The organism is Microcoleus sp. B5-D4 (genome assembly GCF_036705145.1).
In the GTDB taxonomy this organism is placed as follows: Bacteria; Cyanobacteriota; Cyanobacteriia; order Cyanobacteriales; family Microcoleaceae; genus Microcoleus.
The window spans coordinates 1-14,190 of sequence record NZ_JAUBTV010000001.1 but is presented as its reverse complement, the minus strand read 5'-3'; the positions used below and the strand labels follow the sequence as shown (position 1 = coordinate 14,190).

General features: G+C 44.5%; 14 protein-coding genes and 1 pseudogene. 10 read left to right on the top strand and 5 right to left on the bottom strand.

Annotated features, from left to right (window positions below; genetic code table 11):
* The first annotated feature begins 30 nt into the window (after positions 1-30).
* The 4 genes and pseudogenes from QUB10_RS00075 (at position 31) to QUB10_RS00060 (ending at position 4,936) form a co-directional block, all read left to right on the top strand.
* Positions 31-3,480, top strand: a complete 3,450-nt coding sequence (locus tag QUB10_RS00075; protein WP_333198380.1) for an nSTAND1 domain-containing NTPase — start codon at positions 31-33, stop codon at positions 3,478-3,480.
* Positions 3,481-3,551: 71 nt separating this feature from the next.
* Positions 3,552-3,908, top strand: a complete 357-nt coding sequence (locus QUB10_RS00070; RefSeq protein ID WP_333198378.1) for a hypothetical protein — start codon at positions 3,552-3,554, stop codon at positions 3,906-3,908.
* A 245-nt stretch (positions 3,909-4,153) separates the two neighbouring features.
* Positions 4,154-4,291 (top strand): annotated as a pseudogene (locus QUB10_RS00065) (Uma2 family endonuclease); the annotation flags it as partial.
* Positions 4,292-4,654: 363 nt separating this feature from the next.
* The gene (locus tag QUB10_RS00060) at positions 4,655-4,936 is read left to right on the top strand and encodes a YiaA/YiaB family inner membrane protein (RefSeq protein WP_333103320.1); all 282 of its coding nucleotides are present in this window, start codon (positions 4,655-4,657) and stop codon (positions 4,934-4,936) included.
* Between the two features lie 95 nt (positions 4,937-5,031).
* Here QUB10_RS00060 and QUB10_RS00055 read toward each other — a convergent pair whose 3' ends face one another.
* The 4 genes from QUB10_RS00055 to QUB10_RS00040 form a co-directional block, all read right to left on the bottom strand.
* A complete protein-coding gene (locus QUB10_RS00055; protein WP_333198376.1) occupies positions 5,032-5,502 on the bottom strand; it encodes a ferredoxin in 471 nt (156 codons plus the stop codon).
* A 77-nt stretch (positions 5,503-5,579) separates the two neighbouring features.
* Positions 5,580-5,966 (bottom strand): DUF1257 domain-containing protein, encoded by a 387-nt coding sequence (locus QUB10_RS00050; protein WP_242716193.1) that lies wholly within the window; start codon positions 5,964-5,966, stop codon positions 5,580-5,582.
* Between the two features lie 40 nt (positions 5,967-6,006).
* Positions 6,007-6,216, bottom strand: coding sequence for a DUF2997 domain-containing protein (locus QUB10_RS00045; protein WP_015176940.1), 210 nt, complete (start codon positions 6,214-6,216; stop codon positions 6,007-6,009).
* A 386-nt stretch (positions 6,217-6,602) separates the two neighbouring features.
* Positions 6,603-7,475: an ABC transporter permease gene (locus QUB10_RS00040; RefSeq protein ID WP_333198374.1), complete on the bottom strand. Its 873-nt coding sequence runs from the start codon at positions 7,473-7,475 to the stop codon at positions 6,603-6,605.
* Between the two features lie 182 nt (positions 7,476-7,657).
* On the opposite strand from QUB10_RS00040, the gene QUB10_RS00035 reads away from it, so the two are divergent.
* Positions 7,658-8,986, top strand: coding sequence for a pitrilysin family protein (locus QUB10_RS00035; protein WP_333198372.1), 1,329 nt, complete (start codon positions 7,658-7,660; stop codon positions 8,984-8,986).
* 485 nt (positions 8,987-9,471) lie between these two features.
* On the top strand, positions 9,472-10,500 hold the full coding sequence (locus QUB10_RS00030) for a C39 family peptidase (RefSeq protein ID WP_333198370.1): 1,029 nt from the start codon (positions 9,472-9,474) through the stop codon (positions 10,498-10,500).
* Positions 10,501-10,859: 359 nt separating this feature from the next.
* Here the strand turns inward: QUB10_RS00030 and nadC are convergent, their stop codons facing one another.
* On the bottom strand, positions 10,860-11,723 hold the full coding sequence (gene nadC / locus QUB10_RS00025; protein WP_333198368.1) for a carboxylating nicotinate-nucleotide diphosphorylase: 864 nt from the start codon (positions 11,721-11,723) through the stop codon (positions 10,860-10,862).
* An 83-nt stretch (positions 11,724-11,806) separates the two neighbouring features.
* On the opposite strand from nadC, the gene QUB10_RS00020 reads away from it, so the two are divergent.
* From QUB10_RS00020 to QUB10_RS00005, 4 genes are all read left to right on the top strand, one after another.
* Positions 11,807-11,962, top strand: a complete 156-nt coding sequence (locus QUB10_RS00020) for a hypothetical protein (protein WP_333198366.1) — start codon at positions 11,807-11,809, stop codon at positions 11,960-11,962.
* 26 nt (positions 11,963-11,988) lie between these two features.
* On the top strand, positions 11,989-12,204 hold the full coding sequence (gene vapB / locus QUB10_RS00015) for a type II toxin-antitoxin system VapB family antitoxin (protein WP_333198364.1): 216 nt from the start codon (positions 11,989-11,991) through the stop codon (positions 12,202-12,204).
* A gap of 2 nt (positions 12,205-12,206) precedes the next feature.
* Positions 12,207-12,593, top strand: coding sequence for a type II toxin-antitoxin system VapC family toxin (locus tag QUB10_RS00010; RefSeq protein ID WP_333198362.1), 387 nt, complete (start codon positions 12,207-12,209; stop codon positions 12,591-12,593).
* Positions 12,594-12,720: 127 nt separating this feature from the next.
* The gene (locus QUB10_RS00005; protein WP_333198360.1) at positions 12,721-13,944 is read left to right on the top strand and encodes a GTPase; all 1,224 of its coding nucleotides are present in this window, start codon (positions 12,721-12,723) and stop codon (positions 13,942-13,944) included.
* Positions 13,945-14,190: the final 246 nt, after the last annotated feature.

The window sequence follows — 14,190 nt, the reverse complement described above, 5'->3', positions numbered from 1 at the left end:
CAGTATTTTTTTAAATCCAGGTTGAACTAAATGGCTCGTTACGCCCTTGTTATTGGTATTGCTCAGTATCAAAGCTCCAACCTCAAACCCCTCTCTAAAGCGGCTACTGATGCTGAAGTTGTTGCACGGGTATTAGAGGAATATGGCCAGTATACTGTTACTCGACTGCCACATCGCTGGAACGCTGAGACCCAACGTTTTGAAGTAGCACAGCAAAAAAGCGTTTCTGCTGATGAGGTATGTGAAGCTCTGCAAACTTTGCTCTTGGAACAAGGTACGAAAAGTGATGTACTGATTTATTTTGCGGGTCACGGTCTGACTTTTTTTGATAACTTGGGGGAGCAAAAAGGAGCATTGGCTACTTCCGACTGTCAGGTGGAAATGGTGGGAAGACAGGTGGTCAATTATAAATACGGGATTGATTTGTCAAGCCTCAATCGGCTAATTAAGAAGTCGGATCTGAGCAGTTTGGTAATGTTGTTGGACTGCTGTCATAGTGGATATTTTCTTGAAAGTCAGCTAGTGCAACAAACTTTAACCGCTTTCAGTACACAAAAGGATTATTATTTAATTACGGCTTGCCGGAGTTTTGAGACTGTAAAAGCTTTGGCTGGGGAAGCGCACGCCATTTTTACAGGAGCTTTGCTGAAGGGTTTGGCATCGGAAAATGCTAGTAGAAATGGGCAGGTCAGTGGCGATCGCCTATTTGATTATATCAGCAATGAACTTAAGGGCACTCAGTGGGGGCAAGAAGCGATTCGTATGGGCTGGGGCCGCTGCATTACTCTGGTAACGTATCCGCAACTAGAGACTTCGGCTACTGAAATTAATTTCGATCGCCAAAATCCGTATCTGGGACTTTCAGCTTTTGGAGCTGAACAAGAGAAGTATTTTTGTGGGCGGGATGAAGCAGTTCGGACGCTGATTACTCACCTTACAAATAGCCGTTTTCTATCTGTTATCGGCTACTCTGGTTCGGGCAAATCTTCTTTAATAAAAGCGGGATTGCTGCCAGACTTAAGTCGGGATAGAATTCCTGGTAGCAGTCAGTGGCCGGTTGAATCTTTTACTCCTGGTAAGCACCCCCTCGGAAAACTGGTGGATATTCTAGCTCGACATCGAGAGCAGAATCAGCTTTTTGTAATTTTTATAGATCAGTTTGAGGAGGTATTTACTCTCTGTGAAGATGAAGCCGAGCGACAGGGTTTTATCCGCCTGATCGCACAGGAGATGAAGGATACTGAGCGAAAGAGTCGGATGATTATTGCACTTCGTGGAGATTTTTTAATTCGCTGCGCTAATTATCCAGAAGTTTTAAATTTGATTAATCACATTCCGACTACAACTTATATTGTCAAGTCGCTAGGGATTGAAGAGTTGCCAGAGGCGATCGAGACACCGGCAGAACTGCACGGGGTCAAATTTGAGCGAGGGTTAGTATCCCAAATTGCCCAAGATGTGGCCGGTCAACCGGGAGCATTACCGTTATTACAATACGCTTTGAAAGAGTTGTGGCGAGTCTGCATAGAAAAACCAGAATCACCAGAGCCCTTACTGACAAAAAAAGGCTATGAAGAAATTGGCGGTGTTCAAGGGGCTTTGGAAAATCGAGCTAATGTGATCTACCAAAGTCTTAGTGATGGCGATCGCCTTTTTGTACGCAAACTGTTTATGGAATTGGTGCAGTTGGGTGAGGGTACGGAGGTAACGCGCCGGCGGGCTGATTGGGATAGATTGAGGGCGATCGCGGATTCTCTAGAGCAGTTAGATCGGGTAATTGGGTTGTTGGCTGGGGCGCAGCAGCGTTTAATTATTGTGGATGAAAACACGGTGGAAGTGGCTCACGAAGCTCTGTTGTGCCGCTGGAAGTTACTGAGTAATTGGATTGAAGAGGATCTGGAGAATATTCGGATTCGTCGGCGGTTAGAGAGAGCTTGTCGGGAGTGGGAAGAAACTTATGGTAAGTCAGATGATGCGCTGTTGACAGGTGCGCGATTGGCGGAGGTTGAGGAGTGGCAGAAGAGGGTGCAGCCGGATTTGACTGGGGATGAGAGGGATTTTTTACAGAAGAGTGTGGGTAGGCGCGATCGGCAGATTCAAGATGAAATAAAGGTACTAGAAAGGGAAATACAACTGACGGATGAAAAACTTAAGGCTCAAAAGCAGAGAACGAAATGGGCGATCGCATCTAGTATCCTTCTAACATTTACACTTGGTTTGGGATTACTAACCAATGTACTTGCAAGTCAGAAGAGAGAACAGGAAGCCATGACTATTGGAACCTTGATATCTACACCCCAAACATTATTTAATCAGAAAGATCAGCTTGGGGCAATGATAGCGGCAATCAAATCACTCTCTACCTTAGAAAAACTTAAGGGTAAAGATGCGATAGTTCCGAATGAGCTTAAGTCTGTAATCGCTAAAGTGCGGGAATATAATCGGTTAGAACATAGTCACGCTGTTCGAGTTGTGAGTTTTAGCCCAAGTGGTAAAACTATCGCTACTGGCAGTAAGGATGGTTCTATAAAATTATGGGATGCTGAAGGAAAATTTTTACAATCCCTGTCTGAAGACTTAGGACACAAACAGACAGTTTGGAGTATAGACTATAGCCATGACGGTGCCATTGCATCTGCTAGTAGTGATAAAGTAGTTAAAATTTGGGATGCTAGCGGGAAGTTCAGTAAAAATCTTACGGGTCATACAGATGCAGTCTATGACGTAAATTGGAACCCCGTTGCAAACAAAGTTGCTTCTTGTAGTGGAGATGGCACTGTAAGGATCTGGGATGTTACAACAGGAAACCAAATTGACTTTTTGGCTAATCAAGGAAGACTTCTAAAACTAGACTTTAGTCCCGACGGTTCAAAAGTTGCATTTGTTGGAAATGATAATAAGGTTAATATATGGAATATAAAACCTAATCCTAATAAAAATGAGCCTAAAGAAGTGATAACTCTAGGCAAGCATGATAATCAAGGTCGCCTTACCTTTGTAAAATTTAATGGAGATGGTACTATTCTTGCCTCTAGTGATGACGATGGAAATATTCAATTGTGGAATGTTAAGGCAAATAAGAAAATAAGAACTATTACCTCGTCGGGGAGTGTAATAGAGGGATTAGCTTTTAGTAGAAAAGAGGATAATATTATCGCTGCTGCCCTTGATGACGGCTTAGTAAAGATGTGGAATTTAGAGGGCACTTTTCGAGAAAAGCTGGAAGGTCATCATAATCTACTTTGGTCATTAAGTTTTAATCTAGCTTCTAGAAGTGAAATAGTTATTGCATCGTCTAGCGAAGACACAACAGTAAAGCTATGGAAAATTAAGAAGTATAAAGATTGGGATGATAAGGTGGAAAGTATGTTAGAATATAGTTGTGATTTCTTAAGGTCATATTTTCAGACCGCTCAAAAATTATCGTCTGAAGCTAAAGAGAGCCATACTATTTGTTTGCAAAAAAATATAACTGAATGAAATAGTCTTAAATAACTAAATTATTCAGTCAATACAAGAAATCAAATTCAATTGATAGGGAGAAAATGGATATGGATTTATTGGAAGCATCTCTAAGAATTACTCGACCCACATTGGAACGAGATGATTTAGTAGATTTGTCGATGCGGGAAAATCCGAGTGAAGAGCAAGTGCAGAGTGAGTTAGAACGTAGTGCAAAAATTCACGAAAAACTGTCAGAACTGGCAAATATTGCTCTACTTCGGTTGCCAGATTGCAAAAAAGTTTTTCCTGGCTGTTGCCCAGAATATAACGCAATAATCGAGCTGACAACAAAACTCTTGGAAAATTCTCAATACAATTATGACGGGCGGCTAAAGTACCTAGACGTACTTATCAAGAAACCTGAATTAATTACTCGATTTTTAAACAAGCCTGTTAGTAGTTAAGCCTCTTAAAGTCAAAAGCTATATACAAAGGTGTTGCACCTAAGGAGAGAAACCTTAGAATGAGCAGGGGACAGGACGAAAATCCTGCCCTATTTCTCATGGCAAATCCCAAAGTCGCTAAAAAGTTTTTTCCTAATCAAACGATGCAGATTGTAGCAAGACTTTGGAGAATTGGTATTAACACCATAGCCCCTCACCCTCCCCAGCCGCTATACTCAAACCAGTATCCCCAAGCACCAAACCAGATGGTACAACAACTCACCCCTGAAACCAAACCAGAAATCATCTACCCCGATCGCGACGGAGAACCAATAGCAGACAACACCAAACAATTCCGATGGATTGTCACTATTAAAGAAAATCTAGAAATCTTGTTTGCCAGCATCCTACTCAAGCTGAACAACAACGGCAGCGTGCAGAGGAAGCGATCGCCCAACTTGAACAAGAACGACATCGTTATCAAACTTTGCTACAACAAATACAGCAGCAAACCATAAACGCCGACCCTAGTAATTAACAATACGAATCCAACTAAATCAATCTCCCTTAGTCCAGTTTTCAAACTGTCCACTCCTACCAAGTCTTTCGAGAGCCTTAAACCCTATCTACAGCGTTCTAATTTTTAGTAAAAAGCCCGATCGCACTGTTCACTTATCGAAACTGTCCCTTCCTCTCCTGACCGCTTCACTCACGCTATCTATTCTTTAAGTTAATGGACCAAAAGATATATTTGACTTAGAGGCACTATGCAGAAACAAATCCTACGCCAAAAAGATACTAATGCTTGGATACTTCAGTGCTGGGTTTCTTTTATTGTTGCCCTTTCCGCAACTACTGTAGGTATCATTTATTTACAGGTAGACCCCTGGCAAAAAGCTTTTATGGGTATGGGTTTAACTTTTTCTGTCGGCTCGTCTTTTACTTTAGCAAAAACCATTCGCGATAACAACGAGGCATCAACATTAACTGCCAGAATCGACGAAGCTAGAGTTGAGAAAATTCTCGCTGAGCACCATCCTCTCAAATAAACTTTAATTATACAATGTATACAAAAAACAGCCCGCGCGGGCTGTTTTTGTTGTTTGAGTCACAGGTTTTAACCAGTGGATGTGAATTGGGGATTTCAATGGGTACCTTTGAACTTACGATCGCCCAACTTATTCTTTTGTCGCTGGCGAACACCGGCCTTAACTGTCGCCATATCCACCGGAAAACCAACGACAGGAATCACCTGATCCTTGCGTTCTTCTTCCAGATTCTTGAGTTCGGTGTAATCAACCCAGTGAATGCAATTCACCGGACAAGTGTCGATCGCCTCAGCAATCAACTCTTCAGAATCCCCGTCTTGTCGAACTACGCGCGATCGACCGTAATCCGGTTCAATATAAAAAGTATTGCGAGCAACGTGAGCGCAGTGCTTGCAGCCAATGCAGGTAATCTCATCAACATAGACACCTTTTTGGCGCAACACGCCGCCCAACTCCGGTTCCAAACCAGAGCGATCGGGCGCATCCCGCAAAAAACCCCCCAACTCCGGCTCTAAACCAGAGCGATCAATTGCTGTATCTATTCCGAGTCCAGAAAGCTCAGACATTTAGACCCCCACAATAGTAAATAAGTCCGCACAGGCGGACTTTGATGAAACAAGATTGCAAAAATCTCGAAAAATTATTAAGCGCACCAGCGTTGCACCACCAAGCGGAGCGAACCGTCTTGATTTTGCTTTTGCTCAGAAATTTGGAAACCCTGCTTAGCGCTTTCATTCACCACAGTATGGTAAGCGTAGCGCTGAGTCACCTTATTCAGAAAACGGTCTACAGACCAAGCTTGCTGCCAAAACTGCAAGTCAGCCACCAATTCATACTCAGTCCCGTTCCAGCTAAAACCTACGTCGTAGCCGTTTTTTTGCTCAATCACGACCTCAGCGGTGCTGGTTAGGCCGCGATAGCCACGCACCTCAGTCGGGCCAGACTTCCAGTCAATACCCAAGTCAGTTAAAGCAGCTTCCAAAGAATTCAAATTGCGGATCTGGGTCTTAATTTGGCTAAAGTGTGACATGGTGATTCCAAAAAAATTTAAGTGAACTCAACAAAAAAAATTACCAATCGCTAAAAGCCACTTGGGCCGTCGCTTCGGCTGACTGATGCAGCGCTTGCGTGAAATATTCAGATGTTGACTCTTGGTGAAGCACCACGCCGAGCTGAGCTTCAATTGCAGCCGTTACCTCAGCACAGGAAGCACCGACAATGCCGGTGACTGTTTCCTGTACGCGGCCATCTGGATAGATCACAAACTCTAGTGTTTCCATAATGCGGGCTGACTGAATAGGAATATTGAGAACAGACACCGACACCAGCAAGCCAGGGACGATGCCTCCTGAAGTAGCTTCTTGAGAGTTGGCTGACTGACAAAGCGCTATATCAATTTTGACGAATTGATAGGTTTTGAGTCACAACTTAACAGAAGTTATTAATAGGTAGAAGCAATACATCAGTTGTATGTAAAGTTTCGCGTAGATCGTGACAGCAGTCAAGTCGGTCGATTTTAGATTTTAGATTTTAGATTTTAGATTTTAGAGGGAGGAGGAAGGAAGAGGGGATGAACCGCAGAGGGCGCAGAGGGCGCAGAGGGCAGAAGGCAGAAGGTAAAAGGCAGAAGGCAAAACGCAAAAATATAAATTCCCCCACTTCCCCTCTAATTCCCTCTGGGGTCTAAAACGTCTCGCAGGCCATCCCCCAAAAGGTTGAAACCCAGAACAGTCAAGGTAATCAGCAAACCTGGAAACACGATCGTCCAAGGAGACGAAAGAGCGTATCCGCCCTTAAAAGCATCAGAAAGCATTGTCCCCAACTCAGGAACCGGCGGCTGTGCGCCCAAACCCAAAAAACCTAAACCTGCAGCTTCTAGTGTCGCCGTACCAGTCGAAAGAGTTGCTTGTACAACTAAAGGCGCGAGACTTCCCGGCAAAATGTGGCGAAAAATAATCCGTAAGTCGCTGGCGCCCAAGGCTTTGACAGCCAAAACAAATTCTTGTTCCCGCAGAGACAGCACCATACTGCGAGTTAAACGGATGTAAATTGGAATTTGCACGAGGCTGACAGCGATAATTACGCTTTGCAGGCTCGGCCCGGTGACGGTAACAACGCCGATCGCCAGTAAAATCGAAGGAAAAGCTAACAAAATATCCGCCAAAGTGCCGATCGCAATTTCCAGCAACCCCCGAAAATACCCGGCCACGAGCCCCAAAAGCGCTCCCACAATTAAACCCGCACCCACAGAAACCAGGCTAACGAGTAAAGAGATCCCCAATCCGTGCCACACCCGCACCAACAAATCTCGCCCCAAACTGTCGGTGCCAAACCAATGTTTAGCGCTAGGAGCCACTAAGCGCGACAAATAATCTCGATCGACCGCCGAATCGTAAGGGGAAAGTAGGGGGGCCAACAGTGCCGCGATCGTCAGCGCTACAGTCAAAATTAAGCCGATTTTCCCCGAAGTCGATCGCCAAAATCGTTGAAAAGCTGCTTGTGGAAATATTAAGTTTTTATTCCATCTTCGATTTTCCATCTTTTGCTATCACAAAAAAACTGAGGAATTAAGCAACTATTAGGATAAATTAACGCTCGCGATCGCCCCCGACAACATCCCCACCAACCATCAGCCGTGGGATCAATCTAAAATCTAAAATCTAAAATCTAAAATCGGATGACCCTTTAAGATATAGAGAACAAGATCAATTTAAAAGCGCAATGACATCAACTCTACTCAAAACCTCAGCCCGATCGCCCCTCAACGCCCCAACAATCCGCCATTTCCCCAACGGCCTCACCGTTATAGCCGAACACTTGCCGGTCGATGCTGTTAACCTCAGCGTGTGGCTCAATTTAGGCTCAGCCGTCGAACCAGACGACATTAACGGCATGGCTCACTTTTTAGAACACATGATTTTTAAGGGAACTCCCAGCATTCCCAGTGGCGAATTTGAGCGCGCGATCGAGCAACGCGGCGCTGTCACCAATGCTGCCACCAGCCAAGATTACACTAACTATTACATCACCACAGCTCCTAAAGATTTTGCCGAACTAGCTCCCCTGCAAGTCGATGTGTTGCTCAACGCCAGCATTCCCGACGACGCCTTCGATCGCGAAAGGCTGGTAGTCTTAGAAGAAATTAGACGATCGGAAGACAATCCCCGCCGCCGCACCTATCAGCGATCGATGGAATTAGCCTTTGAAGTCCTGCCCTACAAGCGACCGGTACTCGGCCCGACTGCGGTAATTGAACAGTTGACAGCGCAACAAATGCGGGATTTCCACAGCAGCAGATATCACCCAGGAGCCATGACAGCCGTAGCTGTCGGCAATTTGCCAGTCGATCGACTAATAGAAATTGTCGCAGACAGTTTTGCAGCAAAAAGTACACCACAAAACAACAAAATAAATCTGCCTGCTGTCAGCAACTTTCACCCAGAATCCCAAATCCTGAACTACGGCCAAGAATCGCCGTTTACAGAAACAGTCCGCCGCGAATTTGTAGACTCTGCCCTTCAGCAAGCCCGACTGATCGTGATGTGGCGCGTGCCAGGTTTCATGGAAATGTCCGAAACTTATGCCCTGGACGTTTTGGCGACAATATTGGGTCACGGCCGCACAACTCGCTTGGTTCAGGATTTGCGCGAAGAAAAAGGGCTAGTGTCGTCTATTTCGGTCAGCAACATGACTCAGCGGCTGGGCGGCGTATTCTCAATTTCGGCTCAACTAGCAACAGAAAACTTGGCAGCCGTGGAAGCTGCGATCGTCCAACACATCCGCACTCTCCAAACTGAACTGGTGACAGATGCCGAAATTTCCCGCATCCGCACTCAAGTAGCAAATCGGTTTATCTTTGGTAACGAAACTCCGAGCGATCGAGCAAGTTTGTACGGTTACTATCAGTCGATGGTAGGAGATATCGCTCCCGCCCTCAACTATGCCGCCTGCATCCAAGCTCAGACTGCCGAGGATCTCCGAGAAGCCGCCGTCAAATATCTGTCTCCCGACGCAATGGGTGTTGTGGTAATTCGCCCCGACGAAGCATAAATCTGACTTCGCCTCAACAGGGGAATTCTGCCATCCCTCTGCTTCCCCGGCGTCCAACAGCATTCGGCATTCGGCAGAAACAATGTCAACGCGCACGAGGGATTTTTAGTCAATAGTGCGTGAAATTCGATCGGCCCGCGCCTTGAAGGTTTTGTATCAAATAATTAATATGAAGCCTTTAAGGTACGTGCGATCGGCAAAATTACCGTAATTTTATGAGACGATAAACTGGGAATTATTGATGAGCAAGCAATTTAGTCTAGGGAAACCGGGTTGATCGGCATCGTAATTCTAAAATCTAAAATTTAAAATCTAAAATTTAAAATCGATTGAGCGGCAAAATTACGGTAATTTTATGAGACGATAAACTGGGAATTATTGACGAGCAAGCAATTTAGTCTAGGGAAACCAGATTTATCGGCATCGTAATTCTAAAATCTAAAATCTAAAATCTAAAATCGATTGACAGGGGCACGCACGCAAGCATGAAATTACAAAACTTTCTCAACTCAAACATTAGGTACGATGCCAAAGCAATCGCTGCAGACGACGAACTCAGTGGCCAAATTCAAAGCCGCCTCATTGACCTGGGTTTACTGAAGCCTCCTGTAGACGGAATTTTTGGCCCTCTGTCTACCGCCACCCTCCACCGATTTCAAACTCTGATGAAGTGCGGCGAAGCGGGTTTTTTGGGAGCAGTCACAGCCAAAAAGCTGATCGAAACCAAACCAGAGGATATTCCCACACATCCCCTAATCCTGAAAACGCTCAGAGACACCATTTTTAAATCAAAACCGCTGGCGTCTTCTCAACTTCAGGACTCGGAAAAACAAGTAATACCAGCCGGAAAAGAGTTTGAGATCCTCGCTTATGCTCCGGCTCGCGGTCACATCAGAGTTGCTCTCCGCAACGAGTCTTTCAAAGGTTCAGGAATTTGGTATGTTTTCGGAGCACACGCTCAAGTTACTCAAGACAGCGTTCTGTTTTATCCCAAACCGAATCCCCCAACTGTCAGGCTGGGCATTCCTTATCGATCGCAAATGGATAACTTGAACAATCCTACAGGTTCTTGCAATGTAACTTCATTAGCGATGTGTATGGACTTTTTGAAGGTGCCGCGGCGCAAACAAACCGGGCAATATGAAGACGAACTCTACGAATATGCGATCGCCAAAGGTTACAGTCGCTGGGACCCCTACGATTTAGCAAAAATTGTTAGAGATTACGGCGCTCAAGATTTCTTTACCGAGAATGCAACTATTGATGACGTTCAAGATTGGCTAGCCAGCGGAAATCCTGCTGTCATCCACGGATACTTCACGTCTTTCGGTCACATTATAGTTGCATCAGGCTACGACAGCGAGGGATTCTTCGTCCACGATCCCTATGGCGAGTGGTTCCGAACTGGCTACGATACAAGTGTCAGCGGTGCTTACTTGCACTATACTTACCGCTTAATCCGCAGCCTCTGTATACCTGACGGAAATTTTTGGGTTCATTTTATCTCGAAGTAATCGTTAAGAGTCATTAGTCATTAGTCATTAGTCATTAGTCATTAGTCATTAGTCATTAGTCATATCATGTCCGGTCGATCGACAGCGATTTTTGTAGGGGCCCGTGAGCCAACAATACCTGCCAATAATTGACAATCTCAAAAACCCGCCCCGACCGGGATATCAGGGTTAATTTATCGGACATTATATCATCATTAGTCATTAGCTAAGAGATAAGTTGGCTCTTGAATTATTCGGCGATTCAAATCGCTTAAGAGTCAACGAAATCCGAGCAGAGGGGGGCTAAAGAGTAAAAGGGGTATTAAAGCCTGATTTTGTATTAGCCATATTTTCTCTCACTAATGACTGCTGACTAATGACTAATGACTCTGAATTTTCATACTCAAATCCAGCCAAGTCGATCGCGTAATCGGAGCACTGGTAGAAATATAGTCAACTCCGGTTTCCGCTACACTTCTAATTGTTTCTAAAGTAACATTGCCGGAAGCTTCAATTTTTACCCGATCGCTCTTTTGGCGAATTATTGCCACAGCCTGCCGCATCAAATCGCAGGACATATTATCTAACATGATAATATCGGCTTTGTGCTGCAAAGCTGTCTCTACTTCGGCGAGAGTTTCGGTTTCGACTTCGATCGTCAGCGGATAGGGGATAGAATTGCGAATTAGGGCGATCGCCTCTGCAATTCCTCCAGCCGCCGCAATGTGATTGTCTTTAATCATCACCGCGTCATCTAATCCCATCCGGTGATTGCAAGCACCACCGACTTGAGTCGCGTATTTTTCCAACAATCTCAACCCTGGCGTTGTCTTGCGCGTATCCACTAATTGCACGGGCAAATCGGCAATTTTGTCAACATATTTCTGAGTCAAAGTAGCGATGCCGCTTAAACGCATTGCCAAGTTTAATGCTACTCTTTCTCCGGTTAGCAGCGCATCGAAATTGCCGGAAATCTCGGCGATTACTTCTCCTTTTTCGCACAGTTTCCCTTCTGGTACTTGGGGGATGAAACTGAGGCTGCTGTCTAAAAGTTTAAATGTGCGATCGGCAATTGGCAATCCCGCAATGACTCCAGCTTCTTTGACAATCCATTTAGCAGTACCCTGGATGCTGTTTGCGGGAAATAAGGCCGATGTTGTGCGATCGCCCCTACCGATATCTTCTAGTAGCCAGTTGTGCAATAGGGAGTCTAAAACTATCCAAGGCGGTAATATTGCTGTCATGTTTTTGTCGGTTGTTATATCAAGATGATATCTACTAGGAAGAATAGTCGATCGGGTGATTTTAGGCAAGTTGCAAAATAAGGATGGTGTCAGTGCGATCGGGGGCGATTCCCTACCCTTCGGGAACGCTTCGCGAACGGGATAGCTTCGCTTCACGGGATTTAGGAGGCGGGGGCGATCGGGCTAGATCATGGGGTATTCTGTTGCTGACATTGGGTGTTGGTGCTTTAATGGAGTAGATGCGTTGCGATCGCGAGCAGAAACCATGATACAGCCAGTCATTTTAGAAAAATTAGCAGAACTCCCTGAGTCTCTTCAGACAGAAGTGCTTCATTATATTGAGTTTTTGATCGAAAAGCAGGCTAAAAACTTAAGTCAAGAAAAGCCGACAAAGCGAGGCGGGCTTGGAATTTGGAAAGGTAAAATCTGGATGTCTGATCATTTTGATGAACCTCTAGAAGATTTAAAGGATTATATGTAAACATGAATATTCTACTGGATACCCATACTCTTCTCTGGTACTTGGAAGACAGTAAACAATTAAGTTCTCAAGCAGCAGAAATTATTGAAGATCCAAGTAACGCTCTCAGGTTGAGTATCGCCAGCTTATGGGAAATTTCGATTAAGCTTGGTTTAGGAAAACTTAGCTTACAAAACTCATTCTCTGAGTTAGAGGAAGTGTTGCAACAACTAAAGATAGAAGTTCTGCCCATCGCATTCTCTGATACAGAATGCTATCTTAACTTGCCGCTGCATCATCGAGATCCTTTCGATCGCATTCTGGTAGCACAGGCGATTAATCATTCCCTTGTTTTGGTTAGTCGCGATGTGGCTTTTGATGCCTATGACATTCAGCGGGTATGGTCATAATGAATGCAAATATACTATCTTCCTTGCTAATTTAGAACGAACCTGATAAAATAAAATTCAGATTTTCCGCATTCTTCTTGCTATCAAGGCTTCACACCTAATTACTATCTAAACTGGGAGTTTGAATATGCCTGCTTCTGACGAGACAAATAAGGCCATTAACCGCAATGAATCTTTAGTAACAGAAATCCTAAAAATTGTTGATAATCTCCCAAACTTTGTTCCCATTAAAGGCGACATTCAAGAGAAACTGAACGATGTACGTTCTGCTATGCTAGGACTACGAGCGCCAAGGATCATGGTAATAGGTCGATCTAGATCCGGTAAATCATCCTTAATTAATGCAATATGCGGGTTGAAAGTTGCAGAAATGAGTGATACAAAGCCAGAGACAGGCGAGGCTGAATGGAAAGATTACCATCACGACGGCGTTGATTTACTACATATTCTGGACACACGGGGTTTACACGAGGCAGTAGTTCCGACAAAAGCCGATCCAGCAAAAGATCCATGTGACAGCATCATGAAAGCTGTAAACAAAGAGTGCCCAGATGTTGTTCTTTTTATATGCAAGGCGACAGAAGTTCATAGTGGTAGTCAACAAGATATTGATAGTTGTATATCTATTCTCACGAAAATCAAGAATAAATATAATCGTGAGTTACCCGTGATTGGAGTTTTAACTAAGTGTGATGAACTAGCTCCTCCAAGGGTTACTTTACCCACAAATAACGAGAGAAAAAATCGCAATATTGATGCAGAAGTCCAAAATTTCTATGGTTATTTACAACAGCGAGAGAAGTTGCAATCTCATATAAAGAAGGTTGTTCCAACCGTTGCATACGCTGAGTATGAAAATGGCAGAAATGGTTTGATACTTCCTGACGAGGACGACCGATGGAATATCACTGAATTAGTTGAAACAATGATCAAATATACGCCCAGAGAAACACGCGGCTCTTTGGCACGAATGGCACACCTTGCAGAGTTTCAACTCACTGTTGGTCATACAATTGTTGCAGCCTGTTCTGGATTGAGTGGCGTTGTCTCCGCAATCCCGATACCTGGTGCAGCAATACCAGCGGTTGTGGCTATTCAAACTTTTATGGTGATGTATATCGGTTGGCTGAGTGGTCGGGAGTTTTCGGAACAAACAGTCAAAGATTTTGCGGTAACTGGGGGAGTAGCTGCTGGTGCAGATGCTGGAATGCGGGGCATCGCTGACATCGCTTTGAAGTTCATACCTGGTTGGGGTAGCGTGCTGTCTGCGGGAGCTAGTACAATTGCTACAAAGGGTTTGGGGGATGCAGCAATCGCTTATTTTCTTAATAACGGTAAAGCCCACTCTTGACTGCTAAAATAAGGGCGATCGCCTGTGATGATTGTGTTAAAATATGGTTCGAGTCCCCCGCAATTCTAGCGTAAGGATTCAGGTCAAAAAAGACTTAAGTGGCGGCATCTGGTAAAATAAAGGAATGAAAAAGCCCACAGCCACCAGACAGAAGGAAAAAACCGAAATAGAGCAGTTGAGCCAAGCTGAACTGGTAGAAATGGTACTGGGGCTGCAAAAAATCATTGCAGAATTGCAAGAAAAACT

Bases quoted from the DNA above. Each gene is read 5' to 3' on its own strand.
- QUB10_RS00075 (WP_333198380.1), top strand. From the start codon at position 31: ATGGCTCGTTACGCCCTTGTTATTGGTATTGCTCAGTATCAAAGCTCC.
- QUB10_RS00070 (WP_333198378.1), top strand. From the start codon at position 3,552: ATGGATTTATTGGAAGCATCTCTAAGAATTACTCGACCCACATTGGAA.
- QUB10_RS00060 (WP_333103320.1), top strand. From the start codon at position 4,655: ATGCAGAAACAAATCCTACGCCAAAAAGATACTAATGCTTGGATACTT.
- QUB10_RS00055 (WP_333198376.1), bottom strand. From the start codon at position 5,502: ATGTCTGAGCTTTCTGGACTCGGAATAGATACAGCAATTGATCGCTCT.
- QUB10_RS00050 (WP_242716193.1), bottom strand. From the start codon at position 5,966: ATGTCACACTTTAGCCAAATTAAGACCCAGATCCGCAATTTGAATTCT.
- QUB10_RS00045 (WP_015176940.1), bottom strand. From the start codon at position 6,216: ATGGAAACACTAGAGTTTGTGATCTATCCAGATGGCCGCGTACAGGAA.
- QUB10_RS00040 (WP_333198374.1), bottom strand. From the start codon at position 7,475: ATGGAAAATCGAAGATGGAATAAAAACTTAATATTTCCACAAGCAGCT.
- QUB10_RS00035 (WP_333198372.1), top strand. From the start codon at position 7,658: ATGACATCAACTCTACTCAAAACCTCAGCCCGATCGCCCCTCAACGCC.
- QUB10_RS00030 (WP_333198370.1), top strand. From the start codon at position 9,472: ATGAAATTACAAAACTTTCTCAACTCAAACATTAGGTACGATGCCAAA.
- nadC (WP_333198368.1), bottom strand. From the start codon at position 11,723: ATGACAGCAATATTACCGCCTTGGATAGTTTTAGACTCCCTATTGCAC.
- QUB10_RS00020 (WP_333198366.1), top strand. From the start codon at position 11,807: ATGGTGTCAGTGCGATCGGGGGCGATTCCCTACCCTTCGGGAACGCTT.
- vapB (WP_333198364.1), top strand. From the start codon at position 11,989: ATGATACAGCCAGTCATTTTAGAAAAATTAGCAGAACTCCCTGAGTCT.
- QUB10_RS00010 (WP_333198362.1), top strand. From the start codon at position 12,207: ATGAATATTCTACTGGATACCCATACTCTTCTCTGGTACTTGGAAGAC.
- QUB10_RS00005 (WP_333198360.1), top strand. From the start codon at position 12,721: ATGCCTGCTTCTGACGAGACAAATAAGGCCATTAACCGCAATGAATCT.